Origin of the sequence: Kribbella flavida DSM 17836 (assembly GCF_000024345.1) — a bacterium.
Classification (GTDB): domain Bacteria; phylum Actinomycetota; class Actinomycetes; order Propionibacteriales; family Kribbellaceae; genus Kribbella; species Kribbella flavida.
Window position 1 is genome coordinate 5527787 of record NC_013729.1, and the last position, 24024, is coordinate 5551810.

Annotated in this window: 23 protein-coding genes and 1 riboswitch; of the genes, 10 read left to right on the top strand and 13 right to left on the bottom strand. The window is 71.2% G+C overall.

The genetic code is table 11. From position 1 onward, the window contains the following. Positions 1-27: 27 nt before the first annotated feature. A complete protein-coding gene (locus tag KFLA_RS25420; RefSeq protein WP_012922697.1) occupies positions 28-729 on the bottom strand; it encodes an MBL fold metallo-hydrolase in 702 nt (233 codons plus the stop codon). Positions 730-748: 19 nt separating this feature from the next. On the opposite strand from KFLA_RS25420, the gene KFLA_RS25425 reads away from it, so the two are divergent. Then, positions 749-1804: a P1 family peptidase gene (locus KFLA_RS25425; protein WP_012922698.1), complete on the top strand. Its 1056-nt coding sequence runs from the start codon at positions 749-751 to the stop codon at positions 1802-1804. Between the two features lie 220 nt (positions 1805-2024). Here KFLA_RS25425 and KFLA_RS25430 read toward each other — a convergent pair whose 3' ends face one another. Further along, positions 2025-5261 carry a S8 family serine peptidase gene (locus tag KFLA_RS25430; RefSeq protein ID WP_063822851.1) on the bottom strand — a complete coding sequence of 1079 codons (3237 nt, stop codon included), beginning with the start codon at positions 5259-5261 and terminating at the stop codon, positions 2025-2027. Positions 5262-5404: 143 nt separating this feature from the next. Continuing rightward, entirely contained in the window at positions 5405-6376 is a 972-nt protein-coding gene (locus KFLA_RS25435; protein WP_012922700.1) for a helix-turn-helix transcriptional regulator, read from the bottom strand. Between the two features lie 61 nt (positions 6377-6437). Between KFLA_RS25435 and KFLA_RS38460 the strand changes: the two genes are divergently transcribed. Both KFLA_RS38460 and KFLA_RS35950 read left to right on the top strand, forming a co-directional pair. After that, the gene (locus KFLA_RS38460) at positions 6438-7391 is read left to right on the top strand and encodes a hypothetical protein (protein WP_012922701.1); all 954 of its coding nucleotides are present in this window, start codon (positions 6438-6440) and stop codon (positions 7389-7391) included. Positions 7392-7486: 95 nt separating this feature from the next. Beyond that, positions 7487-7969, top strand: a complete 483-nt coding sequence (locus KFLA_RS35950) for a peptidase inhibitor family I36 protein (protein ID WP_012922702.1) — start codon at positions 7487-7489, stop codon at positions 7967-7969. Positions 7970-8011: 42 nt separating this feature from the next. Here KFLA_RS35950 and ribH read toward each other — a convergent pair whose 3' ends face one another. Genes ribH through ribD form a run of 5 tightly spaced genes read right to left on the bottom strand, consistent with a single transcriptional unit; the run spans position 8012 to position 12056 of the window. Then, complete coding sequence (ribH, locus tag KFLA_RS25450; protein ID WP_012922703.1) at positions 8012-8482, bottom strand: 6,7-dimethyl-8-ribityllumazine synthase; 471 nt, start codon at positions 8480-8482, stop codon at positions 8012-8014. After that, complete coding sequence (locus KFLA_RS25455) at positions 8482-9714, bottom strand: bifunctional 3,4-dihydroxy-2-butanone-4-phosphate synthase/GTP cyclohydrolase II (RefSeq protein ID WP_012922704.1); 1233 nt, start codon at positions 9712-9714, stop codon at positions 8482-8484. Before KFLA_RS25455 ends, ribH begins: the two co-directional genes overlap by 1 nt. Beyond that, complete coding sequence (gene pnuC, locus KFLA_RS25460) at positions 9714-10391, bottom strand: nicotinamide riboside transporter PnuC (protein ID WP_012922705.1); 678 nt, start codon at positions 10389-10391, stop codon at positions 9714-9716. The genes KFLA_RS25455 and pnuC overlap by 1 nt, the downstream gene beginning before the upstream one ends. Further along, positions 10388-11020: a riboflavin synthase gene (locus KFLA_RS25465; protein WP_012922706.1), complete on the bottom strand. Its 633-nt coding sequence runs from the start codon at positions 11018-11020 to the stop codon at positions 10388-10390. The genes pnuC and KFLA_RS25465 overlap by 4 nt, the downstream gene beginning before the upstream one ends. A 1-nt stretch (position 11021) precedes the next feature. Beyond that, the gene (gene ribD, locus KFLA_RS25470; protein ID WP_012922707.1) at positions 11022-12056 is read right to left on the bottom strand and encodes a bifunctional diaminohydroxyphosphoribosylaminopyrimidine deaminase/5-amino-6-(5-phosphoribosylamino)uracil reductase RibD; all 1035 of its coding nucleotides are present in this window, start codon (positions 12054-12056) and stop codon (positions 11022-11024) included. A gap of 116 nt (positions 12057-12172) precedes the next feature. After that, positions 12173-12305: riboswitch (FMN riboswitch) on the bottom strand. Positions 12306-12635: 330 nt separating this feature from the next. Here ribD and KFLA_RS25475 point away from each other — a divergent pair. Both KFLA_RS25475 and KFLA_RS25480 read left to right on the top strand, forming a co-directional pair. Continuing rightward, positions 12636-14237, top strand: a complete 1602-nt coding sequence (locus KFLA_RS25475; protein WP_012922708.1) for an ABC-F family ATP-binding cassette domain-containing protein — start codon at positions 12636-12638, stop codon at positions 14235-14237. A 98-nt stretch (positions 14238-14335) separates the two neighbouring features. Beyond that, positions 14336-15472 (top strand): serine/threonine-protein kinase, encoded by a 1137-nt coding sequence (locus KFLA_RS25480; RefSeq protein WP_237706590.1) that lies wholly within the window; start codon positions 14336-14338, stop codon positions 15470-15472. 152 nt (positions 15473-15624) lie between these two features. Here KFLA_RS25480 and KFLA_RS25485 read toward each other — a convergent pair whose 3' ends face one another. After that, a complete protein-coding gene (locus tag KFLA_RS25485; RefSeq protein WP_012922710.1) occupies positions 15625-16593 on the bottom strand; it encodes a LysR family transcriptional regulator in 969 nt (322 codons plus the stop codon). Positions 16594-17023: 430 nt separating this feature from the next. On the opposite strand from KFLA_RS25485, the gene KFLA_RS25490 reads away from it, so the two are divergent. From KFLA_RS25490 to KFLA_RS25510, 5 genes are all read left to right on the top strand, one after another. Further along, complete coding sequence (locus KFLA_RS25490; protein ID WP_012922711.1) at positions 17024-17548, top strand: hypothetical protein; 525 nt, start codon at positions 17024-17026, stop codon at positions 17546-17548. A 138-nt stretch (positions 17549-17686) separates the two neighbouring features. Next, positions 17687-18559, top strand: coding sequence for a substrate-binding periplasmic protein (locus KFLA_RS25495; protein WP_012922712.1), 873 nt, complete (start codon positions 17687-17689; stop codon positions 18557-18559). Further along, positions 18559-19308, top strand: coding sequence for an amino acid ABC transporter permease (locus KFLA_RS25500; RefSeq protein ID WP_012922713.1), 750 nt, complete (start codon positions 18559-18561; stop codon positions 19306-19308). Before KFLA_RS25495 ends, KFLA_RS25500 begins: the two co-directional genes overlap by 1 nt. Further along, positions 19292-20050 (top strand): amino acid ABC transporter ATP-binding protein, encoded by a 759-nt coding sequence (locus KFLA_RS25505; protein WP_012922714.1) that lies wholly within the window; start codon positions 19292-19294, stop codon positions 20048-20050. Before KFLA_RS25500 ends, KFLA_RS25505 begins: the two co-directional genes overlap by 17 nt. A 146-nt stretch (positions 20051-20196) precedes the next feature. Beyond that, positions 20197-21054: a polysaccharide deacetylase family protein gene (locus KFLA_RS25510; RefSeq protein WP_012922715.1), complete on the top strand. Its 858-nt coding sequence runs from the start codon at positions 20197-20199 to the stop codon at positions 21052-21054. Here the strand turns inward: KFLA_RS25510 and KFLA_RS25515 are convergent. Genes KFLA_RS25515 through cobM form a run of 4 tightly spaced genes read right to left on the bottom strand, consistent with a single transcriptional unit; the run spans position 21047 to position 23997 of the window. Then, entirely contained in the window at positions 21047-21838 is a 792-nt protein-coding gene (locus KFLA_RS25515) for an HAD-IIA family hydrolase (RefSeq protein WP_012922716.1), read from the bottom strand. The genes KFLA_RS25510 and KFLA_RS25515 overlap by 8 nt on opposite strands. Next, a complete protein-coding gene (gene rpe, locus KFLA_RS25520) occupies positions 21835-22503 on the bottom strand; it encodes a ribulose-phosphate 3-epimerase (RefSeq protein WP_012922717.1) in 669 nt (222 codons plus the stop codon). The genes KFLA_RS25515 and rpe overlap by 4 nt, the downstream gene beginning before the upstream one ends. Before the next feature lie 13 nt (positions 22504-22516). After that, positions 22517-23248: a cobalt-precorrin-6A reductase gene (locus KFLA_RS25525; protein WP_012922718.1), complete on the bottom strand. Its 732-nt coding sequence runs from the start codon at positions 23246-23248 to the stop codon at positions 22517-22519. After that, positions 23245-23997: a precorrin-4 C(11)-methyltransferase gene (gene cobM, locus KFLA_RS25530; RefSeq protein ID WP_012922719.1), complete on the bottom strand. Its 753-nt coding sequence runs from the start codon at positions 23995-23997 to the stop codon at positions 23245-23247. Before cobM ends, KFLA_RS25525 begins: the two co-directional genes overlap by 4 nt. Positions 23998-24024: the final 27 nt, after the last annotated feature.

Below are 24024 nucleotides of genomic sequence, written 5' to 3' on the forward strand. Positions count from 1 at the left end.
GCGACGGTGTGTTCGGGGTTGAAGTGGTCAGGTGGTTCTGCGCGGGGCGGAGTGGGAGTCGATGAAGTAGGCGTGGCGTTCCGCGAGCAGGCGGCGGGCCATCGGCAGGTCGGGGGTGTCGGCGTCGGTGCGGAGGTGGAAGGGTGGTGGGAAGTAGCAGTCGCCGACCAGCATGACGTCGGAGTCGGGGTCCACGGCGACGAGCGAGTCCGGGGCGTGGTTGCCGCCGACGAAGCGGAGTACGACGCCGGTCGGCAGCGTGAGGGTGTCGGTGAACGTGCGGTGCGGCAGGACGATCCGGAGTTCGCCGAAGTCCGGTACGGCGAGGGCGCGGGCGCGGAAGCTAGGCCCGAGTTTCGGGTTCTCGGTGACCTGGTCGCGGAGGTACTGATGGCTCCACGGCCGGTCGGCCTCGGCAGCGAGCAGGGCGGTCGCGGACGCGTGGGCGATCACCTCGACGTCCGCCCAGGCGCAGGCGCCCCAGGTGTGGTCCCAGTGGTGATGGGTGTAGACGAGCCAGCGCGGTGCGGGCAGTCCCGCGGCGGCGATGGCCCGCCGGACCTCGCGGGCGTGCGCCGGGCTGTTGCCGGCGTCGATCAGCACGCTGCCCCGCTCGTCCGCGATCACCGCGACCGAGGCGCCGATCGCGTCCGGGTCCGGGTCGTGCGGATACAACCAGACGCGCCCGGCCACGTGCTCGAGCCCCCGGTCGCCGGTGTTCTCACCCATCTGGCCGACGATAGTCGGCATGCAGCTCAGAGCGCGCGACCTGGGGGTCGTCCCCGGCACCCTGCCCACCGGTCCGTTGAACGCGATCACCGACGTTCCCGGCGTCCTGGTCGGCCACACCACCCTCGACGACGGCGCCGACCTGCACACCGGAGTCACCGCGATCGTCCCGACGCCGTCCGCAGGAGCCGGCACCTCAGCAACTGCGTGGTCGCCGCAGACGGCGCTGCCGGCAGCGGTTGCGGTGGGCAACGGATACGGGAAGCTGGTCGGCTCCACCCAGGTGGACGAGCTGGGGCGGCTGGAGACGCCGATCCTGCTGACCGGCACGTTGTCGGTGTTCCGCGCGGCTGACGCACTGCTGACCTACCTGCTCGACCGCGACTCGGCGGCGACCAGCCTGAACCCGGTCGTCGGCGAGACCAACGACGGCTACCTGTCCGACATCCGCCGTCGCCCGATCACCGAGCAGCACGTCCTCGACGCCCTCACCACCGCCTCATCCGGGCTCCCGGCCGAGGGCTGCGTCGGCGCCGGCACCGGAACCGCCGCCCTGGGCTTCAAAGCCGGCATCGGCACGTCGTCCCGCCGAGTGCCGACCCGCACATCCGGAACCGCCCCCGCGAGCGGCACGGTTGGTGCCCTGGTGCAGTCCAACTTCTCCGGCCTGCTCCGAGTCCTCGGTACGCCGATCCCCGCCCCACCCTCGCCGTCCGAGCCCACCGGCAACTCCTGCATGATCGTGCTCGCCACCGACCTCCCGCTCGACGCACGCCAGCTCGGCCGGATCGCCCGGCGCGCGATCTTCGCGCTCGGCCTGATCGGCTCCGACTATGCCCCCGGCAGCGGCGACTACGCCATCGCCTTCAGCACCACACCCTCAGCCCCCGAGCCGTTCCTCGAAGGCAACCTCCGGCCCGTCTTCCAAGCGACCCTCGACGCCGTCGAGGAGGCCCTGCTCAACTCGCTCGTCACCGCCCGCACCACCACCGGATTCCGCGGCCGCACCCGGTACGCCGTACCGCACGAGCTGGTCGCCGCGGCCGGCCTCACGGCGCGGACGGCCCGGGCTTGACGTCCTCCGACGGTGTCGCGTGGGGCACCTGTCGCAGGGTGAGCCCGGACCTCCGCTCCCGCCGCTGGATCGGTGACGGCGGCGCGCACCGAGGCGAACTCCTGCTCGTGGTGGGATCTGCTGTGCTGCGGCAGGTCGCTCCGCCGATGGCGTCACCTCTTTCGAGCGGAACGGGCCCGGCCGCCGTTGTCACACGCCGCCGGAACCCGTCCCGCGGCGTTCATCGCGTGCTCAGCCGGTAGGCATGGATCACTGTCTGCTCGGCTTTGGTTCCCTCCGAGTCGGTCGCCGTCGCCCGCAGCGACACGTAGCCGGCCCGCTGCGGATGCTCGATCACTGCGGTCTGCCCGTTCAGCCTGGCCGCTCGCCAGGTCGCGCCGTCGTCGTAGGAGACCTCGACCTTCAGCGAGGTCAACGTTCCGCGCGCAGCTCCGTGCTGCACCTGCAGGTGGACCGGTACGGCGTACAACCCTCCGGCCGGCGCCTCGTTCCGATCGTTCAGCTTCGGCGCGAACCGGATCAGCGTCAACGGCAGCGGGGTGCTTTCGGTCGTGCTGCCCGACCGGAAGGTCCAGGCAGCGGACTGACGGGTGCTGAACGGCGAGTTGCCGCGAACCGCCTCGGTCTCCAGCCGGTACGTCGCCTGCCCGGCCGGTACTTCGGTGGCCAGGAAACCGGCCGACGCGGACGAGGCGACCTGGACGCCGTCGCGCAGCAGTCTGGTGGTGGCGGAACCGACGGCCGCATCACCGACGTGGCCGAGGTTCTGGCCGGAGTACGGCATCAGGCTGACGAGCATCGCGTCCCGTGTCCGGCACGAGCAGCGCAGGGGATCCTGCGCGGGCATGAACGGCCCGACGTTCCATCGCTCTGTGCCTGCCCACCCCGCCTTGGCGAAGACTCGGGGAACGACTGCCCTGTGCTGAGCGACCGCCTCGCCCGTCTCCCGGTCGGCCCACTGGTCGACGGTGGCGGAAAACTCGAAGCCTGGTGAGTAGCGCTCGACGATCGTTCCGGGCGTCGTGATCGCTGCAATTCCGTCCTTCTCGGCAACCCCGCCCGGCATCTGTGCGGCGATCGTGGTCCGTAGCTCGGCGAGATCCTGGTCGCGGAACCGGCGGTTCAGCGTGGTGGGGACCTTGCCGTCCTCCGACCACTTCAGATGGTACTGGTACGGGCTTCCCGTGTAGCCGCCGTTGCCGTCCAGCTTGGCGAGAAGGCCTTCCAGGTCGAAGTGGTACTTGCCCGGTGCCGAAGTCCGCGACGGCCGGATCCGGAGGTCCTCGACGATCGGGAACAAGTCGGTGCCCCCGGCCGAGAATCCGATCGAGTCCTCGCCGGCGTAGGGCGTATCACGCCAACTGGAGATCTGGTGCCCGCCCAGCTCCGCTTCGGGGCGGTCCGTGCCGAAGCCGATCGGCACGGTGTCGCGCGCGTCCAGAGTCAGCGTCGTGGTGCCGGAGACAGTGGTCTCCGGCTCGATGAAGTAGGCGGCGCTGTAACTGAAAGGCTGTTCGCTGTTGATCCTGAAGAGGAACGAATCGAAGTAGTACCTGCCTTTCGGCAGCCGTACGGAGGACGTCGCCTCCGGGAAGTGCAGCAAGGCGAAGCCGGGCCTGTCGACGTTGGCGATCAGGAAGTGGTCCGGCCGAGCGGGGCGGCCGTCCCAGTCCACCGTCTTGACCGTCACGTCGTAGCTTTCCACCTCGCGATAGAGAGCGACGGTGATCCGCACCCGCGTGGTGCCGGCGCTGGCGACCAGTGCCCCTTTGTAGGTCCCGTCCGGCCCATCGACCGCGGGATGGGCGATCAGACCGGCCGAGGCCGATCCGTGCGCCGGTACGGTCAGATTTTTCGCTGTCACCGTGAACATCCCGGCGGGAGCTGGTTCGCCCCCGGGGGCTTCGACGTCGTCGGCGGACAGGGTCAGGGTGACCGGCTGGTCACTGTCGTTGTGATAGGTCACCGTACGGGTGATCGGCTGGTCGTCGTGGTGCGGCCACTGCGCCGTGCCCAGGTTCAGGCTACCGATGGCCGGCCGAACCTGCTGAGTCGTCGCTCGTGCGACATCGACCCGGCCCGAGCCCTGCTGGTAGACGGTGAGGGCTTGGTTGGGCTCGGCTGTGCCCATCAGTGCGGCTTTCAGCCGGCCGGCGGTCCAGTCGGGGTGCTGCCCGGCCAGGATCGCGGCGGCGCCCGCGACGTGCGGGGTTGCCATCGAGGTTCCGCTCAACCGGGAGTAGCCGGCGCCGACCGGTTCACCGACGGTCGCGTGCTGAGCCCGGGCGGCGACGATGCCGACGCCAGGAGCCGTCAGGTCGGGCTTGATCGCCCCGTCGCCGACGCGCGGACCCCGGGACGAGAACTCGGCCAGGTGGTCGGAGCTGTCCACCGCCCCGACGGCCAGGGCGGCATCGGCCGAGGCCGGGCTGCCGACGGTCTGGCTGCCTGGTCCGTCGTTGCCGGCAGCGACGACGAACAACGCGCCGGACTCGGCCGTGAGCCGGTCGACCGCCTGTTCCAGCGGCGTGGTCCCGTCGCCCGGGTCGCTGGAGCCGAGGCTGAGGTTCACCACGTCCGCGCCCTGCGCGACGGCCCATTCCATGCCCGCCAGCACCCCGGACTCCGAGCCCGTACCGTCATCGCCCAGCACCTTGCCGTTGAGCAGTTGGGTATCGGGCGCGACGCCGCGGTGGTTGCCGCCGGAGGCCGCGCCACTGCCCGTGATGATCGAGGCGACATGGGTTCCGTGGCCGGAACGGTCGTCGGTGCCGGACTCGCTGCCGGTGAAGTCCTGCTCCTGCACGACGGCGTCCGACAGATCGGCGTGCCCGGTGTCGATGCCGGTGTCGAGCACGGCGACCTTGGTGCCGGCCCCGGTGTGTCCGGCCTGCCAGGCGGCCGTTGCCCCTATCTGCGGGACGCTGCGGTCCAGCGTGGCCTCCACCGTGCCGTCCAGCCAGATCTTCTGCACTCCGGTCGCCAGCGTTCTCTTCGCGCTGCCACGTACGCTGTTCCAGAACTCCGCCGCCTGGGCCTTCGGCTCGCGCAGTGCCACGGCGCCGACACTGCCGAGGCCGAGTTTGCGCCCGACGGACGTCATGGCCCGAAGTTTCTCGCTGCTCCCGGCGACGATCAACGGAATGTCACCGCGCGACCGGTCGTCGAAGTCGAGTTCGGCCAGTCTTGTCACGTTGAACAGTCGCCGGTCGACCCGTCCCTCGGCCACCAGCGCCGCCGCGTCGTACGGCAGGACGTGGGTGTCAGCACCTTGCTTGGAGATGTGGAACCGCATGCCTGCCCGGCCCGGCCCACCCCGCACGACGGGCGGTTCGGCGCCCCGCAGCCGGACCTGATCGCCGGAGATCAAGGTGATCGTGGTGTCCGGCCCGCCGTGCCCGGCCGGCGCGGCCTGCAGATCGGCGGAGCTCGCAGCTGTCCCGGTGATACCGGTCATCGCCACAGCGAGCGCCAGTGCCCCCGCGACCAACCTTCGTCGCCATGTCCTCACGAACTCTCCTCGCCATCGGTATCTGCAACACCCCGTCACCGACCTACGACGCCGAGCTCACCGGTCATGTCACACGAGAGGCCGGGCCCTCACGGCGCGGGATAGAGCGCAGCCACCGACAACGCCATCCGCCTGATCTCTTCCCGCACTTCCGGCGGCTCGAGCACCTCCAGCTCGGCGCCGAACCGGATGAACTGCGCCGCCGCGTTGCCGACCGACTCGATCGGCACGGTCGCGACCACGGTCCCGTCCGGGCCCGGTTCGGCGCCCTCGATCGCCTTTTCCAGCAGCGGAAACGAGAGGTCCTTCAACCGCCGAGCCAACCCGGCCGACACCCGGACCACGGCCTCGCCGGTGAACCGCCGCCGGTCGAACTCGTCCAGGTGCTCCTGCCAGCGCCGCGCCAGGTCGAAGTCGGCCGGCCGGGTGAACACCGTGCCGGTCATCGTCAGCGCGAGGATGTTCGACACCCGATACGTCCGCACGCCCCCGGATGCGGCCGCGACGACGTACCAACTGCCGTGCTTCAGCACCAGCCCGTACGGATCGAGGGTCCGCTCCACCTCGCGCGGCTCCTCCCAGCGACGGTAGAGCACGGTGATCCGCCGATCCTGCAGCACGGCCTCCGCGACCTGCGCCAGGTACGGCGAGTCCTCCGCCTCCCGGTACCACGCGGGCATGTCGAGGTGGAACCGGTTCTTCAGCCGCCCGGCGCGATCCCGCTGGTCGGGCGCCAACGCCGCCAGCAGCTTCAACTCCACCGCCGAGGTCTCAGCCGTCAGCCCGAGCGCGGCCGCCGGCCCGGGCATACCCACCAGGAACAGCGCAGCCGCTTCCTGCTCGGTGAGCCCGGTCAGCTTCGTCCGGTACCCGTCCACCAGCCGATAGCCACCCGCCCGCCCCTGATCGGCGTACACGGGCACTCCCGCCGCGGCCAGCGCCTCGACGTCGCGGTAGATCGTCCGCAGCGAGACCTCCAGCTCCTCCGCCAGCTCACGCGCCGTCAACTGCCGCCGCGTCTGCAACAGCAGCAAGATCGACAACAACCGGCTGGACCGCATCCGCCCACAGTATCCGCAAACGCTGCCATGGCCTGTCAGGTTTCGACGGCAGGCTCGGGGCATGACCGAATGGACCAAAGAGACCGGGGACTTCGACTTCCTCAACGGGCACTTCGACGTCGTGCACCGGCAGTTGCTCAAGCCGCTCACCGGTAGCGACGAGTGGGAGGAGTACGCCGGCACCTGCAGCGCGCGAACGCACTTCGACGGCGCGATCAGCATCGACGAGATGCAGTTCCCGACCAAGGGGCACTACGGGATGTCGCTGCGGCTGTTCGACCCGGAGAGCAAGGAGTGGACGATCTACTGGGTGAACAGCAAGACGTACGAGCTGTTCCCGCCGGTGCGCGGCCGCTGGGAGGGCGGTTCCTGCTGGCTGGTCGGCGAGGACGAGCACGAGGGCCGGCCGATCCTCGCGAGCTACCGGTGGTCCGACGTCACCGACACCACCGCGCACTGGGAACAATCGTTCTCGGTGGACGGCGGTGAGACGTGGGAGCTCAACTGGACGATGGACTTCACCCGCCGCGACACCGAGCCGCCGCCGGTGGACGCGCCGAAGGTGACCGGCGACTTCGACTTCCTGCCGGGCGCGTGGGACCTGCACAACCGCCGGCGCAAGCCGGCCCTCGGCGATCCGGCCGAGTGGTACGAGTTCGAGTCGACGATGAAGGTGTGGAGCTACTTCGACGGCGCGGTCAGCTTCGACGAGGGCTGGTTCCCCTCGCTGGGCTTCCGCGGCGCCACCTTCCGGCTCTACACCCCGGACTCCGGCACCTGGTCGATCTACTGGATCAACAGCCGGCGCGGCAGGCTCGAGCCCCCGGTGGTCGGCTCGTTCAGCAACGGCGTCGGCGTGTTCGAGGGCGCGGACGTCTGGGAGGACCAGCCGATCGACGTCCGCTTCACCTGGACGCCCGGCGACCGGCAGGCGTCGTGGGAGCAGTCCTTCTCTCCCGACGGCGGCGCGACCTGGGTGCCCAACTGGCAGATGACCCACACCCGCACGAGCTGATCGACAGCAGACTGCGAGTGATCTGAGAGGCGTCCCCGGCACCGTGGGAACCGGCCGATCTGCTCCGGTCGGCCGGTTCCTACTCGGGAGGACTCATGAAGATCTTCAGCTCACGCCTCGGCCGGCTGGCAGCCGCCGGTGTACTCGCCGCGAGCAGCCTCGCCCTGACCACCGGTCCGGCCACCGCCGCGGCGCCGCCTGAGCCCGCCACCGCACGGTCCAGCACCGCACAGCCCAGCACCGCACCGGCCGTCGCCGACTCCGGTGTCACCCGGGCCGCCGGCGGGTACGAGCGCTGCCCCGACGGCTACATCTGCCTGTTCCAGTGGCGCAACGGCACCGGCCCGATGGCATGGTTCAAGTACCAGTCACCAGACCTCCGCCAGCAGGGCATGAACGACACCGTCAGCTCGGTCTGGAACCGCACGCCGTGCCAGTGGGTGATGTTCGAAGGCCTCAACTACACCGGCTGGCACGAGTACTTCTTCATCAACGAGGGCTACGTGACCTGGCCCGGCGGGCACTGGAGCGGCGTCGAGGACAACGTCAGCTCCTTGCGCATCTCGTTCTGCCCGTAGCGGGGTGGGTAGGAGGCAACCGCCGCCTATCGCACCAGCAGCTCACAGCCCCTTGATTGCCACCAGCGTGGACAGCGCCGCCTGGGTCGACTCGTAGCCCTTGTCCTCGCGGGAGTCCGGCAGGCCCGCGCGGTCGAGGGCCTGCGGGTCGTTGTCGCAGGTGAGCAGACCGAAGCCGACCGGTACGCCGGTGCTCAGGCCGACCTGCATCAGCCCGTCGGTCGCCGCCTGGCACACGTACTCGAAGTGCGGGGTGTCGCCCCGGATGACGACGCCCAGCGCCACCACCGCGTCGTACCCGGACTTCGCCGCGTGCAGGGCCGCCACCGGCAGCTCGAACGAGCCGGGGACCCGGATCACGGTGTAGTCGGTGACGCCGGACTCGTCCAGTGCCCGGATCGCGCCGGCGACCAGCGCGTCGGTGACTTTCGGGTGCCACTGCGCGGCGACCACCGCGACCCGGGCCCCGTCCACCCGTGGCATTTCGATCGAGGGCGCTCCGCTGCCGGACACTAGATGACTCCGTTCTCGTCGGTGCCGGTGGGCAGGTGGTGGCCCATCCGGTCGCGCTTGGTGCGCAGGTACCGCAGGTTGTGCTCGGTCGGGTTGATCGAGATCCCGCGCCGCTCGACCACGTCGATCCCGTAGCCCTGGACGCCGGACAGCTTGTCCGGGTTGTTGGTGAGCAGCTTGACCGAGGTGATGCCCAGGTCGGCCAGGATCTGCGCGCCGGTGCCGTAGTCGCGGGCGTCGGCGGGCAGTCCGAGGTCCAGGTTCGCGTCGACCGTGTCGCGGCCGGCGTCCTGCAGCTCGTACGCCTGCAGCTTGTGCAGCAGCCCGATCCCCCGGCCCTCGTGCCCGCGCAGGTAGACCACCACACCACCTTCGGCCGCGACCTGCCGCATCGCCTCGTCCAGCTGCGGACCGCAGTCGCAGCGCAGCGAGCCGAACGCGTCCCCGGTCAGGCACTCCGAGTGCAGCCGGACCAGGGTCGGCCCGGCTCCGATCTCACCGCGGACCAGTGCGAGCTGCTCCGACCCGTCGACGACGTTGCGGTAGCCGTGGGCAACGAAGTCGCCGTACCGGGTCGGCAGCGTGGTGGTCGCCACCCGCAGGATCTGGCTCTCGGTGCGGCGCCGGTAGCGGATCAGGTCCTCGATCGAGATCAGCACCAGGCCGTGCTCGTCGGCGAACGCCCGCAGGTCCTGGCCGCGCTTCATCGTGCCGTCGTCGTTGACCAGCTCGGCGATCACCGCGGACGGCCGCAACCCGGCCAGCCGGGCCAGGTCGAGGGAGGCCTCGGTGTGCCCGGGCCGGACCAGTACGCCGCCCTCGCGGGCCCGCAGCGGGAACACGTGACCGGGCTGGACCAGGTCGTACGACTCCGACGCCGAGTCGGCCAGCACCCGGATCGTCCGGGCCCGGTCGGCCGCGGAGATCCCGGTCGTCACGTTGTCGCGGGCATCGACCGAGATCGTGTACGCCGTGCGCAGCCGCTCGCGGTTGTGCGGCGTCATCAGCGGGATGCCGAGCCGGTCCAGCTCGGCGGCCTCCATCGGCACGCAGACCACGCCCGAGCTGTACCGGATCAGGAACGCCAGCAGTTCCGGCGTCGCCTTGGACGCGGCGAACACCAGGTCGCCCTCGTTCTCCCGGTCCTCGTCGTCGACCACGATCACCGGCCGGCCGGCCCGGATCTCCTCGATCGCGTGCTCGATCGTGTCGAGCTTCAGCACCTCGCCCATCAACCCACCACCACTGGTTCAGGGGCGACCGTGACGGCCTCCCGCTTGTTGATCCGCCACCACGCGACGAACCCGACCACGCAGAACAACCCGTACACGACGTACATCGCCGCCGACGGGTAGAACTTCGACTGCAGCAGCAGCGGGACGCCGACGACGTCCACCGCGATCCAGATCAGCCAGAACTCGACGAAACCGCGGGCCATCCCGTACGTCGCGAGAATCGAGCCGGTCAGGATCCAGGCGTCCCACTGCGGACCCCAGGAGTCCAGCTCCCGCAGTACGAAGTACGAGACCGCGTAGAGCACGACGGCCGCGCCCAGCAGCTGCAGCCGCTCGCGCGCGGACGCCCACCGCGGCTGGACGCCGGTCTGCGCGCCGCCGTGGCGGGTCTGGTACCAGCGGTACCAGCCGTAGAGGCTGACCAGCGCGAAGAACACCTGGCGACCGGCCTGGCCCCACAGGTCCTTGTCCTGCGGCGTGTCGAACAGCCCGCCGACGAAGACCGTGAACAGCAGCACGTTGCCGATGATGCCGACCGGCCAGGCAGCGACCAGCCGGCGCATGCCGAACACGGCGCTGCCCAGCCCGAAGACGTTGCCGACGATCTCGCGGACCAGCACCGGGGACCCGGCGATCGTCACCTGCTCGTGCAGCAACCAGTCGAACACGGTCATTGCTTGCCTCCCACAACCGAAGCGGCGGCGCCCTGCGCGGTGAGCAGCCGCTCGACGTACTTCGCGATCACGTCGACCTCGAGGTTGACCGTGTCGCCGATCCGGTTGCGGCCGAGCACGGTGAGCTCCAGCGTGGTCGGGATCAGGCTGATCCCGAAGGTGCCGGTGGCGTCGTCCACGTCGGTGACCGTCAGCGAGACGCCGTCGACCGCGATCGAGCCCTTCTCCGCGACGTAGCGCAGGAGCTCCGGCGCGGCCGAGATCCGGACCACCTCCCAGTGCTCGGCCGGCTCGCGGCTCACGATCGTGCCGACGCCGTCGACGTGGCCCTGCACGATGTGGCCGCCCAGCCGGGCGTGCGCGGTGACCGCGCGTTCGAGGTTGACGGCCCCGCCCTGCGCGACGCCGCCGAGGCTCGTCCGCTGCAGCGTCTCGCGCATCACGTCGGCGGTGAAGGTGCCCTCGCCGGTCTCGACCACGGTCAGGCAGCAGCCGTTGACCGCGATGGAGTCGCCGTGACCGGCGTCCGCGGTGACCTTGGGGCCTCGGATGGTGAGCCGGGCCGCGTCCCCGTCGAGCAGGTCCAGCGACTCGACCGTGCCGAGCTCTTCGACGATTCCGGTGAACATGTCAGTGCGTCCTTTGCTCGAGCGGCGTCAGGGTCAGCCGGACGTCGTCGCCGAGGCGAGTGACGTCCGCAAGCTGGAACCGCCGCAGGTGGTCGATAGATTCCGCACCCAGGTCGCCGATCGCCGCGAAGCCCGAGCCGAGCACCGCCGGCGCGACGTACGCGACGATCTGGTCGACCAGCCCGGACCGCAGGAACGCGGCGGCCAGTGTCGGGCCGCCTTCGAGCCACAGGTGGCGGATGTGGTGGTCGTCGAGCTGCCGGAGCACCTCGGCGGGGTCGTGGGTGGGCAGCAGCAGCGTCTCGGCCCGGTCGTTGCGGACCCGGGCGGTCGCCGGGATCTCGCGGTCGCCGACGACGACCCGCAGCGGCTGCCGGCCGACCGGGCGGTCCTGCGCGTCCCGCACGGTCAGCTCCGGGTCGTCGGTCAGCACGGTCTGGGTGCCGACCGCGATCGCGTCGCACTCGGCGCGCTGCCGGTGCACGTCGGCGCGGGCCTGCTCGCCGGTGATCCAGCGGCTCGACCGGTCCGGCGCGGCGCTGCGGCCGTCCAGGGTGGTGGCGAACTTCCAGGTCACGAACGGCCGGCCCATCCGGACGCTGTGCAGCCAGACGTGGTTGACCGCCTCGGCCTCCGCCCGCAGCAGCCCCTGCTCGACGTGCACGTTCTTGCTGCGCAGCTTGTCGGCACCACCGGCCGCCTGCCGGTTCGGGTCCGGTACGGCGTACAGGACGCGGGCGACGCCGGCCTCGATCAGGGCGTCGGCACACGGACCGGTCCGGCCGGTGTGGTTGCACGGCTCCAGCGTCACGTACGCCGTACCGCCGCGGGCGCGGTCGCCGGCCATCCGCAGCGCGGCGACCTCGGCGTGCGGGCCGCCGGCCACCGCGTGGAAACCCTCACCGGCGGGATGGCCGTCCCGGCCGGTGATCACACAGCCGACGACCGGGTTCGGGTGGGTGCTCCCGAGGCCCCGCGCGGCGAGCTCGATCGCACGCCGCATCCAGGCGACGTCGATCGGCGAAGCGTTTGTCACAGACGATCCCTCGTTGTCACGGACCGCATTCCGGGGTCATGACAACCGGCTCGCGCGCACCACCCGACCTACCGGCCGTCGAACACCCGGCCCGCATGCCGGAGCGCACCCGCCGATCGCGTGCGCCTCCCATCCGGACTTTCACCGTCGGTCCCGGAATTCCACCAGGTCAACCAGCCGACACCTTCGTCGGCCGGGTCGCGGACTGTCACCGCCGGCTCGGAATTACACCGACCCCGGAGCACGCGAGTGGGTTCACTCGTACTCGCAGTGTACGACGCCCCGCCCGGCCCGCCGATGTTGCTTCCACCACTCGGTCACCAGCCTCTGGCCCGGCCGGAGGCGGGAAAAGCCCTTCGAACCGTCACGGACGGACTGCTATCGTGGCACTGAGTCACCGATCTCCAGGAGAAGCGAACGTGGCAGGAGTTGACGACGACATCTCGGGGTGAGTCCCGAGGTGACAGGCCACCGGCCGGCGCGTGAGTGCCGAGGCCGCGGCCTGATCGGCGTTTCCTGACCACTCGTTCCTCGCCGGCCGCGGCGCGTACCGGCGCATCTTCTCCCGAGGTCTCTCGCATGTCCGAACCGTTTGTCGTGTGCTCCTCCCTGTCCTTCACCTGGCCGGACGACACTCCCGTCTTCCAGGACCTCGCCTTCACCGCCGGCGCCGGCCGGACCGGTCTGGTCGCGCCGAACGGCGCCGGCAAGAGCACGCTGCTCAAGCTGATCGCGGGTGAGCTGACACCCACCTCCGGCAGCGTGTCCGTCGACGGCGTGCTCGGCTACCTCCCGCAGAGCCTGCCGCTGGTCGGCGACCTCACCGTCGCCGAGGTGCTCGGCGTCCAGCCGGTGATCGACGCGATCGACGCGATCGAGGCCGGCGACGTGCACGAACGGCACTTCACCACCGTCGGCAACGACTGGGACATCGAGGAACGGACCCGCGCCCAGCTCGACCGGCTCGGTCTGGACGCCGAGCTCGACCGCCGGCTGAGCACGTTCAGCGGCGGCCAGGTGATCTCGCTCGGCCTGGCGGCGCAGCTGCTGAAACAGCCCGGCGTCCTGCTGCTCGACGAGCCGACCAACAATCTCGATCTGGACGCCCGCCGCAAGCTGTACGCCGTACTGGAGAACTGGAACGGCTGCCTGTTGCTGGTCAGCCACGACCGGGCGCTGCTCGACCGGATGGACCGCATCGCCGAGCTGGAGCGGGGCGAGGTCACCTCCTACGGCGGCAACTTCAGCGCGTACGAGGAGGCGGTCGAGCAGGAGCGCGAGATCGCGGAGAAGAACATCCGCAGCGCCGAGCAGGAGCTGAAGCGGGAGAAGCGCGAGCTGCAGCAGGCGCGTGAGCGGGCGCAGCGCCGGGCGAGCACCGCGCAGCGCAACCTCAAGGACGCCGGCCTGGCGAGGATCGTCGCCGGCAACCTGAAGCGCAGCGCCGAGGTGTCGGCGGCGAAGTCGAACGCGGTGCACGCCAACCGGCTCAGCGACGCCAAGGCCAAGCTCGACGAGGCGGGACGGGCCCGGCGGGACGAGCCGAAGATCGCGCTGGAACTGCCAGGCACCAGCGTGCCGGCGGGTCGCACGGTCTTCGAGGGCAGCGGGCTGAAGGTGCCGTTCGCCGACCTCTTCGCGGGTGAGGGCGCGGCGCTGAGCATCCGCGGTCCCGAGCGCATCGCCCTCACCGGACCCAACGGTTCAGGCAAGTCGACGGTGCTGCGGTGGATCCAGGGCGAGCTGGAGGCCGGCCGGGTCAAGCGCGCGGACGGCCGCATCGCGTACCTGTCCCAGCGCCTCGACCTGCTCGACCTGGACCGCACGGTCGCGCAGAACCTCGCCGCCTTCGCGCCGACGATGCCCGAGGCGCAACGGCTGAATCTGCTGGCGCGCTTCCTGTTCCGCGGCCAGCGCATCCACCTCCCGGTCGCGGCGTTGTCGGGCGGCGAACGCCTGCGTGCCACCCTCGCCTGCGTCCTGTACGCCGAACCCGCGCCCCAGCTCCTCCTGCTCGACGAGCCCACCAACAACCTCGACCTGGTCAGCGTCGAACGGCTCGAGTCCGCCCTGAACGCCTACCAAGGCGCCTTCGTCGTCGTCAGCCACGACGAACGCTTCCTGGCCCAGATCAACCTCACCCGCCGGCTGACCCTCGCCGAAGGTCGTCTGACGGCTTGACCGCCCGCGCCTTCGTGCCGCCGCGGTGGACGCGGACCTCGCCCGCCGGCGGGCGGGTGGCAGTGGGCGTGGTGCCGCCGCGTTGTAGTTTCTGGCGGGTGGAGGCGTTGGCGGGGCGGTACCGGCTGATCGACTTGATCGGGACCGGCGGCATGGGGTCGGTCTGGCGGGCGTGGGACCTGCGCAAGCAGGCGTACGTCGCGGCCAAGGTGCTCGGGCAGCACGACGCAGGGATGTTGCTGCGGTTCGTCCGGGAACAGTCGCTGCGGATCCAGCACCCGCACGTGGTCGCGCCGCACGGGTGGGCCGCGGACGACGACAAGGTCGTCTTCGCCATGGACCTGGTCCGTGGTGGGTCGGTGGCGACGCTGCTGGGTGATCACGGGCCGCTGCCCGCGGCGTACGTCGCTGTGCTGCTCGACCAGGTACTGCACGGGCTGTCCGCGATCCACGCGGCCGGCGTCGTGCACCGCGATCTCAAGCCCGCGAACCTCCTGCTCGAAGCCACCGGCACGGGCCGCCCGCACCTGCGGATCTCCGACTTCGGCATCGCCGGCCTCGTCGACGAACCCCGGATGACCCGCCACAGCACGATCCTCGGCACCCCCGGCTACCTCCCGCCCGAGCAACTGGCCGGCGCGGACCCGGATCCGCGCCAGGACCTGTACACCGTCGGCGCCGTCGCCGCCGAACTCCTCACCGGCGTACGCCCGACCTCCACCGGCGCCCTCCCCGCCCTCGACGGTCCTCTGGCCAACCTCATCCACCGCCTCACCGCCGCAGACCCCGATGCCCGCCCGGCCGCAGCCGAAGAAGCCGGCCGCCTGCTCGCCGAGTCCGGCGCCCTCCCCGCCCCCGACACAACCCCCTGGACCCACCACCCGGATCCACCCGAAGTCTTCGACCAACTCCCCCCGCTCCCACCCCTGTGGACCCCCACCGGTCCCGCGCCAGTCGCTACTCCCGTCCGCCCGCCGATCTCCTCCACCGCACTCATGGAGCCCACGCCCGCGAGCCCGTCCGGCGGCCACCACGCGACCGCCTCGGGGTCGGCCCGGGGTCGCGCGCCCGACCCGTCCGCGCACGCCGTCGGGAGCCCGGCGCCGACACCCGCCGGCACCACGCCGTCTCGCGGCGTCGCGTCGCCCCGCCGCCCTCTCCTGTTGCTGGCGATCGGCAGCTTCGCCGGCGCCACCACCTTGGCCGCCGCAGCCGCCTGGCTGCTCCTCCGCTGACCCGCCCCCGTCCATCTGCCCGGCCGGCCCTCAACGCCACCGCGTTCCGCAGTCCAGGCAGCTCCGGCTGCTGAACCTGCGCCACTCAGCAACCCTCCCGAGCGCGGCCCCGCCGTGTCGAGTCCGCGCTCGGGAAAGCTGCCGGCGGCAGGTTATTGAGTGGTGGAGAACCTGTCCCCAGCATTCATGCGGGATGTCGTCGCCCACGAAGGGCGCCAGGCCGGCTCGGGCGTCGCCGGCAGAGCTCGGAGATGCTTCACGACTGCTCGCAGCCCCGGATGCGGATTCGTTCTCGGCAGGATGAGCGACAGCGGGTACGCGAGCACCGGGTTCTCGATCGGGATGCGGCGAAGGTCGTACTGCGCCGGCCAGAGGTACCGGTCCCCGGCGCCGACGAGGGTGGCGAGGTCGTCGGAGTCCGCGAGGGCGTCGAGCAGAACCTCGGTGCCGAAGTTCGGGCCGGTGGCGTCGATACGGAGGGCGAAGGCGCCGGCGAGCCGGTCGTAGAACTCCGACCATTCGCTGCCCGGCGCGATGCCCGGCACCCAGATCCGGTGCCCTCGCAGCTGGGACGGCGTCAGCGTGCGCGCGCCGGCGAGCGGGTGCCGCGGCCCGGCCAAGAGCTCCAGCGCGGAGTCGAACGCGGGGATCATCCGCACGTCGCGCGGCAGCGTCGCCGGGTCGGTGACCGATCGGAACGAGGCGTCGACGTCTCCTGCCTGGACGGCGGCGACGGCCACGCGCGGGTCGTCGACCCGCAGCGTCACCACGTCGAGGTCGGTCCCGGGATGCGCCCGCCAGTAGTCGTGCAGCACGACGGCCTGCGCGGATCGCAGCCCGAGCACGTCGATCCGCAGCGCCCGCGAGCCCGGCCGGATCGCGGCGACAGCGCGATCGACGCCGATGACGAGGCTCCGGGCGTGCGGCAGAAAGGCCTGGCCGTCGAGAGTCAGCTCGACGCCGCGGGCGGTGCGGATGAACAGCTCACGGCCTAGTCGCCGCTCGAGGGTGGCGATCCGCTTCGACACCGCCTGTTGCGTCACGCCGAGCTCATCGGCCGCCTGCTGCAGCTGTCCGAGCTCAGCCGCGCGAACGAACGAGCGCACCGCCTCGGTATCCACCGCGCCACCCTATGCCTGCCCAAGCGACGTGAGCCCCGGCTGGTCTGTGACCTGCCGGGGCTCAGGAACTGCGTCGATCAGCGGGGGTACGGGCCACCCTGGTTCGAGCCGGGGTGGCCAGGCCCCTGCGGCGGGTACTGCTGTCCCGCGTACGGCGCACCAACTTGCCGCTGTCACCGTCGGCCGGCGCTGCCTGGGCGGGGCTGGCCGGGTGACCTGCCAGCACCACCGCCGCCGCCAGCACCAGAGCCGCGGAGTGGCGGTACGTCCGCGTTCGCACCATCGTGTCCTCCCAGAGATTCGCTATCGCAACCTTCGCAGTTTGCTATCGCGAATGCCAACTCCCGCCCTCAGTGGCTTTTTTGATTCGCGGCTGCGAAGATTGACCGCAGCCCACCGCGGGCGGCCCTCGAAGGAGCACGGCACGGCGATGGACCAGACGGCACACAACCTGCAGCAGCAGACCGAACTGTACGGCGAGCCGCTGGGCGACCTGATCCGCCGGATCGGCGGCGCGCTCGGCCTCACCCAGGCCCGGCTGGCCGAGGCGATCGGACTGTCGGCGCCGATGCTGTCCCAGCTGATGAGCGCCCAGCGGGTGAAAATCGGCAACCCGGCGGTGGTGTCCCGGCTGCAGGCCCTCGACGAGCTCGCCGCCCGCGCCGGCGCCGAGCAGCTGAGCCCCGAGGAGCTCGCCGCCGCGCTGGACCAGATCCGCGGCGCGACCGGCGCCTTCACCCGGTCGGCGCCGCGGGCAACGGTCACCCGGGCGAGCAGCCGGTCCGTGGTCCGCGAGATCCAGGACCTGTTCCGCGCGGTCGCCTCCGCCGAGGAGGTGCAGCGGGCCGCGGACCTGATCGGGCCCGAGTCACCGCGACTTGCCGAACTGCTGCTCGCCTACGGTGCGGGACGAACCGATGACGCTGTGGCACACTTCGAGCGTCATTCCGGTTGATATACCACAGTCGGAGTAGACATTCCGGAGCCGTCTCATCCGGTGTCACGACGGAATGCGCCGCCCGCGGGCGGCGTTAGCGTCGTTCGGTGGGTCATCCCCACCGTTCCAGCCCCCTGCTTGTTGAAGGAGACACCTGTGCGCGCCATCAGCGCTTTCCGCCGGATCGCAGCTCTCGGTACGGCCATCACCCTGGCCGTCACGCTCGCGGCCTGCGGCAGCGACGACCAGACGGATGCCTCCGGCCCCGACCTGGGCCTGCTCCAGCCGGGCACCCTGCGGATCGGCACGCTCACCGACGCCCCGCCGAACGTGTACGTCAAGGACGGCAAGTTCACCGGCTTCGACAACGACCTGATCACCGCGGTCGCGGCCAAGCTGAACCTCAAGCCGGAGTTCGTCGGCACCGACTTCTCCGCGCTGCTGTCACAGGTCAACGGCGGCCAGTACGACCTCGGCAGCTCCTCGATCACGGTCACCGAGGCCCGCAAGAAGACCGTTGCGTTCAGCAACGGCTACGACTTCGGCTACCTCGGCCTGAACACCACCAAGACCTCCGGCATCAGCTCGTTCGACCAGCTGACCGGCAAGCGCGTGGTGGTCGTCCAGGGCACCGTCCAGGACGACTACGCGACCGAGAAGAACCTGAACCCGGTCCGCGTCCCGAACTACAACGCCGCGCTCGGCCAGCTCAAGGCCGGTACGGCGGACGCCTGGGTCTCGCCTGCCGAGATCGGCGAGAAGATGGCCAAGGAGCAGGGCGGCGGCACGGTGATCCTGGCCGCGAAGGAGCTCAGCGAGGCGCCGATGGCCTTCGCCGTCGCCAAGAGCAACGACAAGCTGCGCGAGGCGGTCAACAAGGCGCTGGACGAGGTGATCGCCGACGGCACCTGGACCAAGCTGGTCGAGCAGTACTACCCCGGCCGCGCCGTACCGGCGAACTTCAAGCCCGGTAGCGGCACCGTGAAGTTCACCGCGCCCAAGGCCAGCGGCGCCCCCGCCGCCGGCTGATGGACATCTGGTCCACCCTCAACGACACCTTTCTCGACTGGGAGTCGATGAAGGCAGTCCTGCCCGAGATGCTCAAGGTGGGACTGGTCAACACGCTCATCCTCGCCGCCGCCTCGGTCGTGCTGGGCACCGTGCTCGGCATGGTCGTGGCGGTGATGGGGTTGTCGCGGCGGCGCTGGCTGCGCTGGCCGGCGAAGATCTACACCGACATCTTCCGTGGCCTGCCCGCGATCCTGACCATCCTGCTGATCGGCCAGGGCCTGTCGCCGATCACCCGGCACTGGTGGGGGCCGAACCCCTACCCGCTGGGCATTCTCGCGCTGTCGCTGATCGCCGCCGCCTACATCGGTGAGATCTTCCGCTCCGGCATCCAGAGCGTGGAGAAGGGCCAGTTGGAGGCCGCCCGCGCGCTCGGTTTCGGGTACTCGGCCGGCATGCGGCTGGTCGTCATCCCCCAGGGCGTACGCCGGGTGCTGCCCGCGTTGGTGAACCAGTTCATCGCGCTGGTCAAGGAGTCCAGCCTGGTCTACTTCCTCGGGCTGCTGGCCAGCCAGCGGGAGCTGTTCCGGATCGGGCAGGACGCCGCCGCGACCAACGGCAACCTGTCGCCGCTGCTACTCGCGGGCATCTTCTACCTGATCATCACGGTGCCGTTGACGCACCTGGTGAACTGGTTCGACAAGCGGCTGCGCGAGGGCCGTCCCGCCGATCTCGAGGTCGAGGAGCTCGTCCATGCCGACCACCGCTGAGTCCTTCACCGCCGTCGAGGCGGCCAGCCTGGAACTGACCGGCATCGAGCTGGCGTTCGGCAGCAACAAGGTGCTGCGCGGCGTCGACCTCGCCGTACCGGCCGGCACCACCGCCTGCGTGATCGGCCCGTCGGGTTCCGGCAAGTCGACACTGCTGCGGGCGACCAACCGGCTGCTGGAGCCGGCCGCGGGCGACATCCGGCTCGGCGGCGAGTCCGTGCTGCGCAGCAACCCGGACGAGCTGCGCCGGCGGATCGGCATGGTGTTCCAGCACTTCAACCTCTTTCCGCACAAGACCGTGCTGGAGAACATCACGCTGCCGCTGCGCAAGATCAAGAAGCTGACCAAGGAGGGCGCGGCGGAGGCCGCGCTGGTGCAGCTGGAGCTGGTCGGGCTGAAGGAGAAGGCGTCGGCGCGGCCCGGCAACCTGTCCGGCGGTCAGCAGCAGCGGGTCGCGATCGCCCGGGCGCTGGCGATGAAGCCCGAGGTGATGCTGTTCGACGAGGCCACCTCGGCGCTCGACCCGGAACTGGTCAAGGGCGTGCTGGCGCTGATGGCCGACCTGGCCGGCGCGGGCATGACGATGGTCGTCGTCACGCACGAGATGGGCTTCGCCCGGCAGGTCGCCGACCAGGTCGCGTTCATGGACCAGGGCGTCGTGGTCGAGTCGGTCCCGCCGGAGAAGCTGTTCACCGCGGCGGAGTCGCCCCGGCTACGCCAGTTCCTGTCCCAGGTGCTCTGAGCCACGGGCAACTCAGGCTCGACTGCTGTCTGCGGGCATTGCGTCCGGTATCCGGGTAGTTGACGTGGAAGCGGCGTGGATCCCGGGCATTCGCCGGATCGGGCCGATGGTAGGCGGGTGAGGTCACCAACGTCCCGGGGAGACACATGCGTCACCCGCCCGCCCGCCGCCCGCACCACCCCGCCCACGACTCCCCGCCACCCGAACAGGACCTAGCTCCGCCCAGCGGACGCCCTGCCCCGTCGTCGTTCCGGCCGTTGCCGCCCGACGGCTCCGCCCGGCTGCCAGGGTGGCGGGGAGATCAGTGGGGGCGGGTCAGCGCGCCGATCGTGCTGGCGGTGTCCGCGCTGGTCATCGGGATGATCGCCGCGCTCGGCGCCGGCGACCGACAGCCCGCGCCGGCCGTTCACGCCGCCGCGCCACCGCCGCCGGCGAAGTACGTCGTGCTCACCTTCGACGACGGCCCCGACCCGCGGTACACCCCGCGGATCCTGGACATCCTCGACCAGTACGAGGCGAAGGCGACCTTCTTCGCCGTCGGCACCGAGGTGGCCCGGCACCCCGCACTGACCCGCTCCCTGCACGATCGCGGCCACAGCGTGCAGAACCACACCTGGTCCCACCCGGACCTCCGCAGGCTCTCGGCCGCCGCGTTCGACCGGCAGATCCGGAGCACCGACGAGCAGATCCACGCCCACACCGGCACCACCCCGCGCTGCCTGCGCCCGCCGTACGGCGCGCAGAACCCGGTCGTCGTCCAGCGCGCCGCCGGCCTGGGCAAGCAGCTCGTGCTCTGGGACGTCGACTCCCGCGACTGGGACCGGCCCGGTACAGCGGCGATCGTGCGCCGGGTGGTCACCGGCGCCCGGCACGGCTCGGTCGTTCTCTTCCACGACGGCGGCGGCAACCGGGCGCAGACCGTCGCCGCGCTGCCGACGATCCTGAAGACGCTGAAGGCGAAGGGCTTCGGCTTCCGGGCCACCCGGTGCGAGGGCCCTAGCTGAGCGCGGTGACCAGCGGGACCACGTCGGCGATCGACTCCACGATCCGGGTCGGGCGGTACGGAAAGCGGTCGACCTCGTGCTCACCGGTGGAGCCGGAGAGCACGAGCACGCTGCGCAGGCCGGCCTCCAGACCGCTGATGATGTCGGTGTCCATCCGGTCGCCGATCATCACCGTCGTCTCCGAGTGCGCCTCGATCCGGTTCAGCGCGCTGCGCATCATCAGCGGGTTCGGCTTGCCCACGAAGTACGGCGCGACGCCGGTCGCGCGGGTGATCAGCGCGGCGACCGAGCCGGTGGCCGGCAACGGGCCCTCGGTGGACGGACCGGTCGGGTCCGGGTTGGTCGCCAGGAAGCGGGCGCCGTCGGCGATCAGCCGGATCGCCTTGGTGATCGCCTCGAACGAGTAGGTCCGGGTCTCCCCCAGCACCACGTAGTCCGGCGCCCGGTCGGTCAGCACGTAGCCGACCTCGTGCAGCGCGGTGGTCAGCCCCGCCTCGCCGATCACGTACGCCGTACCGCCGGGCCGCTGGTCGTCCAGGAACTGGGCGGTCGCCATCGCGCTGGTCCAGATCGCCAGTTCCGGCACGTCGATGCCGCCGGCCAGCAGCCGGGCACGCAGGTCCCGCGGGGTGTAGATCGAGTTGTTGGTCAGCACGAGGAACCTCCGCCCGGACGTCTGCAGCGCGGTGATGAACTCGGCCGCTCCCGGGATCGCGCGCTCCTCGCGCACCAGCACCCCGTCCATGTCGGTCAGCCAACTCTCGACCGGCTTCTGCTCGCTCACCGCGCGGTCCGCGCGTTCTCGGCGAGCGTGCGGAGCTTGTCGACCATCGTGTTCGGGTCGTCGGCGGCGTACACGGCCGAGCCGGCCACGAAGACGTCGGCGCCCGCCTCGGCGCACCGCTCGATGGTGTCGGCCGAGACGCCGCCGTCGATCTGGATCCACAGCTCGAGACCGTGCTGGTCCAGCAGCTGCCTGGTCCGGCGGATCTTCGGGACGCAGACGTCGAGGAACTTCTGCCCGCCGAACCCGGGCTCCACCGTCATGATCAGGATCATGTCCAGCTCGGGCAGCAGGTCCTCGTACGGCTCGATCGGCGTCGCCGGCTTCAGCGCCATCGACGCCCGCGCGCCCTTCGCGCGGATCTCCCGCGCGGTCCGGATCGGCGCCCGGCAGGCCTCGGCGTGAAAGGTCACGCTGCTCGCGCCGGCCTCGACGTACCCGGGCGCCCAGCGGTCCGGGTCCTCGATCATCAGGTGGCAGTCGAGCGGCTGCGCGGCGGCCTTGGCCAGCGACTCCACCACCGGCAGGCCGAGGGTCAGGTTCGGCACGAAGTGGTTGTCCATCACGTCCACGTGCAGCCAGTCGGCGTTGCTGACCGCCGCGGCCTCGTCGGCCAGGTTGGCGAAGTCCGCGGACAGGATGCTGGGTGCGATCTGGATTCCCATAAGGACTGGGATTCTACCGACGCCGCCGCAGCCACCCGACGACCTGGTCCACCGACCCGGCCGTGTCCACCCCGGCCGGCAGCGGCGGTCGCCGGATCACCACCACCGGTACGCCGAGCTGCCGCGCCGCGACCAGTTTGGCCGACGTCATGTTCCCACCGCTGTCCTTCGTCACCAGGACGTCGATCCGCCGGTCCCGCAGCAGGTCGATCTCGCCGGCCAGGTGGTACGGCCCGCGGTCGAGAACGAGCTCGCACCAGTCCGGCGGCGGTTCGGGCGGATCGACGCAGCGGGCAAGCATCCAGACGCCCACGGCAGCGAACGCGCCGAGCCCCTGCCGGCCGATCGTGAGGAAAGCCCGCGACCCGATCGCCGGCAGCAACGCTGCCGCCTCGGCCGCGGTCGGCACCCAGTGCCAGTCGTCGCCGGGCGACGCGGTCCAGCCGGGCCGTCGCAGCACGAGCAGCGGTACGCCGACGGTGCGCGCGGCGTCGACCGCGTGCTGGGTCATCGTCGCCGCGAACGGATGCGTCGCGTCGACGACGGCATCCACCGTCTCGTCCCGCAACCACGCGACCAAGCCGTCGGTGCCGCCGAACCCGCCCTGCCGGACGGCGCCCGCCGGCAGCCGCGCCCCGGTCGTCCGTCCGGCCAGCGACGAGACGAGCTCGAGGCCCTGCTCGGCGACCAGCACCTCGGCCAGCTGCCGCGCCTCGCCGGTTCCGCCGAGCAGCAGCACCTTCATCCGGCCGGGTGCCGCTCGCGGGTGGCCGAGTAGAGGTGACTGTCCGGGAAGTTGCCGGCAGCAAGGGTACGGCCGACGACCACCACCGCGGTGCGGCGGACGCCGGCGGCCCGGACCTGCTCGGCGATGTCGGCCAGCGTGCCGCGCAGGATCAGCTCGTCGGGCCGGCTGGCGCGCGCCACCACCGCGGCCGGGCAGTCGGCGCCGTAGTTCGGGGTGAGCTCGTCGACCAGCCGCTCGATGTGCTGGACGGCGAGGTGCAGCACGATCGTGCTCCGGCTGGCGCCGAGCGTCGCGAGGTCCTCCCCCGGTGGCATCGCGGTCGCCCGGGCCGCGACCCGGGTCAGGATCACCGTCTGGCCGACCTCCGGCACGGTCAGTTCGCGGCCGAGCGACGCCGCGGCCGCCGCGTACGCCGGCACGCCGGGCGTCACGTCGTACGGGATGCCGAGCGCGTCGAGCCGGCGCATCTGCTCGGCCATCGCGGAGAAGACCGACGGGTCGCCGGAGTGCAGGCGGGCGACGTGCTCGCCGCGCCCGTGGGCGCCGGCCAGTTCGGCGACGATCTGGTCGAGGTCGAGGTTCGCGGTGTCGACCTTGCGCGCGTCCGGCGGACAGTGGTCGAGCAGCTCGACCGGGACCAGCGCACCGGCGTACAGGCAGACGGGCGAGGCGGCGATCAGGTCGCGGCCGCGGACCGTGATCAGGTCGGCGGCGCCCGGACCGGCCCCGATGAAGTGCACGGTCATCGGGTCACGCTCGCGCGGACTGCTCCG

Excerpts from the sequence above, each read along its gene's own strand:
- KFLA_RS25420 (WP_012922697.1), bottom strand. The coding sequence starts at position 729 with ATGGGTGAGAACACCGGCGACCGGGGGCTCGAGCACGTGGCCGGGCGC.
- KFLA_RS25425 (WP_012922698.1), top strand. The coding sequence starts at position 749 with ATGCAGCTCAGAGCGCGCGACCTGGGGGTCGTCCCCGGCACCCTGCCC.
- KFLA_RS25430 (WP_063822851.1), bottom strand. The coding sequence starts at position 5,261 with ATGACCGGTATCACCGGGACAGCTGCGAGCTCCGCCGATCTGCAGGCC.
- KFLA_RS25435 (WP_012922700.1), bottom strand. The coding sequence starts at position 6,376 with ATGCGGTCCAGCCGGTTGTTGTCGATCTTGCTGCTGTTGCAGACGCGG.
- KFLA_RS38460 (WP_012922701.1), top strand. The coding sequence starts at position 6,438 with ATGACCGAATGGACCAAAGAGACCGGGGACTTCGACTTCCTCAACGGG.
- KFLA_RS35950 (WP_012922702.1), top strand. The coding sequence starts at position 7,487 with ATGAAGATCTTCAGCTCACGCCTCGGCCGGCTGGCAGCCGCCGGTGTA.
- KFLA_RS25455 (WP_012922704.1), bottom strand. The coding sequence starts at position 9,714 with ATGGGCGAGGTGCTGAAGCTCGACACGATCGAGCACGCGATCGAGGAG.
- pnuC (WP_012922705.1), bottom strand. The coding sequence starts at position 10,391 with ATGACCGTGTTCGACTGGTTGCTGCACGAGCAGGTGACGATCGCCGGG.
- KFLA_RS25465 (WP_012922706.1), bottom strand. The coding sequence starts at position 11,020 with ATGTTCACCGGAATCGTCGAAGAGCTCGGCACGGTCGAGTCGCTGGAC.
- KFLA_RS25475 (WP_012922708.1), top strand. The coding sequence starts at position 12,636 with ATGTCCGAACCGTTTGTCGTGTGCTCCTCCCTGTCCTTCACCTGGCCG.
- KFLA_RS25490 (WP_012922711.1), top strand. The coding sequence starts at position 17,024 with ATGGACCAGACGGCACACAACCTGCAGCAGCAGACCGAACTGTACGGC.
- KFLA_RS25500 (WP_012922713.1), top strand. The coding sequence starts at position 18,559 with ATGGACATCTGGTCCACCCTCAACGACACCTTTCTCGACTGGGAGTCG.
- KFLA_RS25505 (WP_012922714.1), top strand. The coding sequence starts at position 19,292 with ATGCCGACCACCGCTGAGTCCTTCACCGCCGTCGAGGCGGCCAGCCTG.
- KFLA_RS25510 (WP_012922715.1), top strand. The coding sequence starts at position 20,197 with ATGCGTCACCCGCCCGCCCGCCGCCCGCACCACCCCGCCCACGACTCC.
- rpe (WP_012922717.1), bottom strand. The coding sequence starts at position 22,503 with ATGGGAATCCAGATCGCACCCAGCATCCTGTCCGCGGACTTCGCCAAC.
- KFLA_RS25525 (WP_012922718.1), bottom strand. The coding sequence starts at position 23,248 with ATGAAGGTGCTGCTGCTCGGCGGAACCGGCGAGGCGCGGCAGCTGGCC.
- cobM (WP_012922719.1), bottom strand. The coding sequence starts at position 23,997 with ATGACCGTGCACTTCATCGGGGCCGGTCCGGGCGCCGCCGACCTGATC.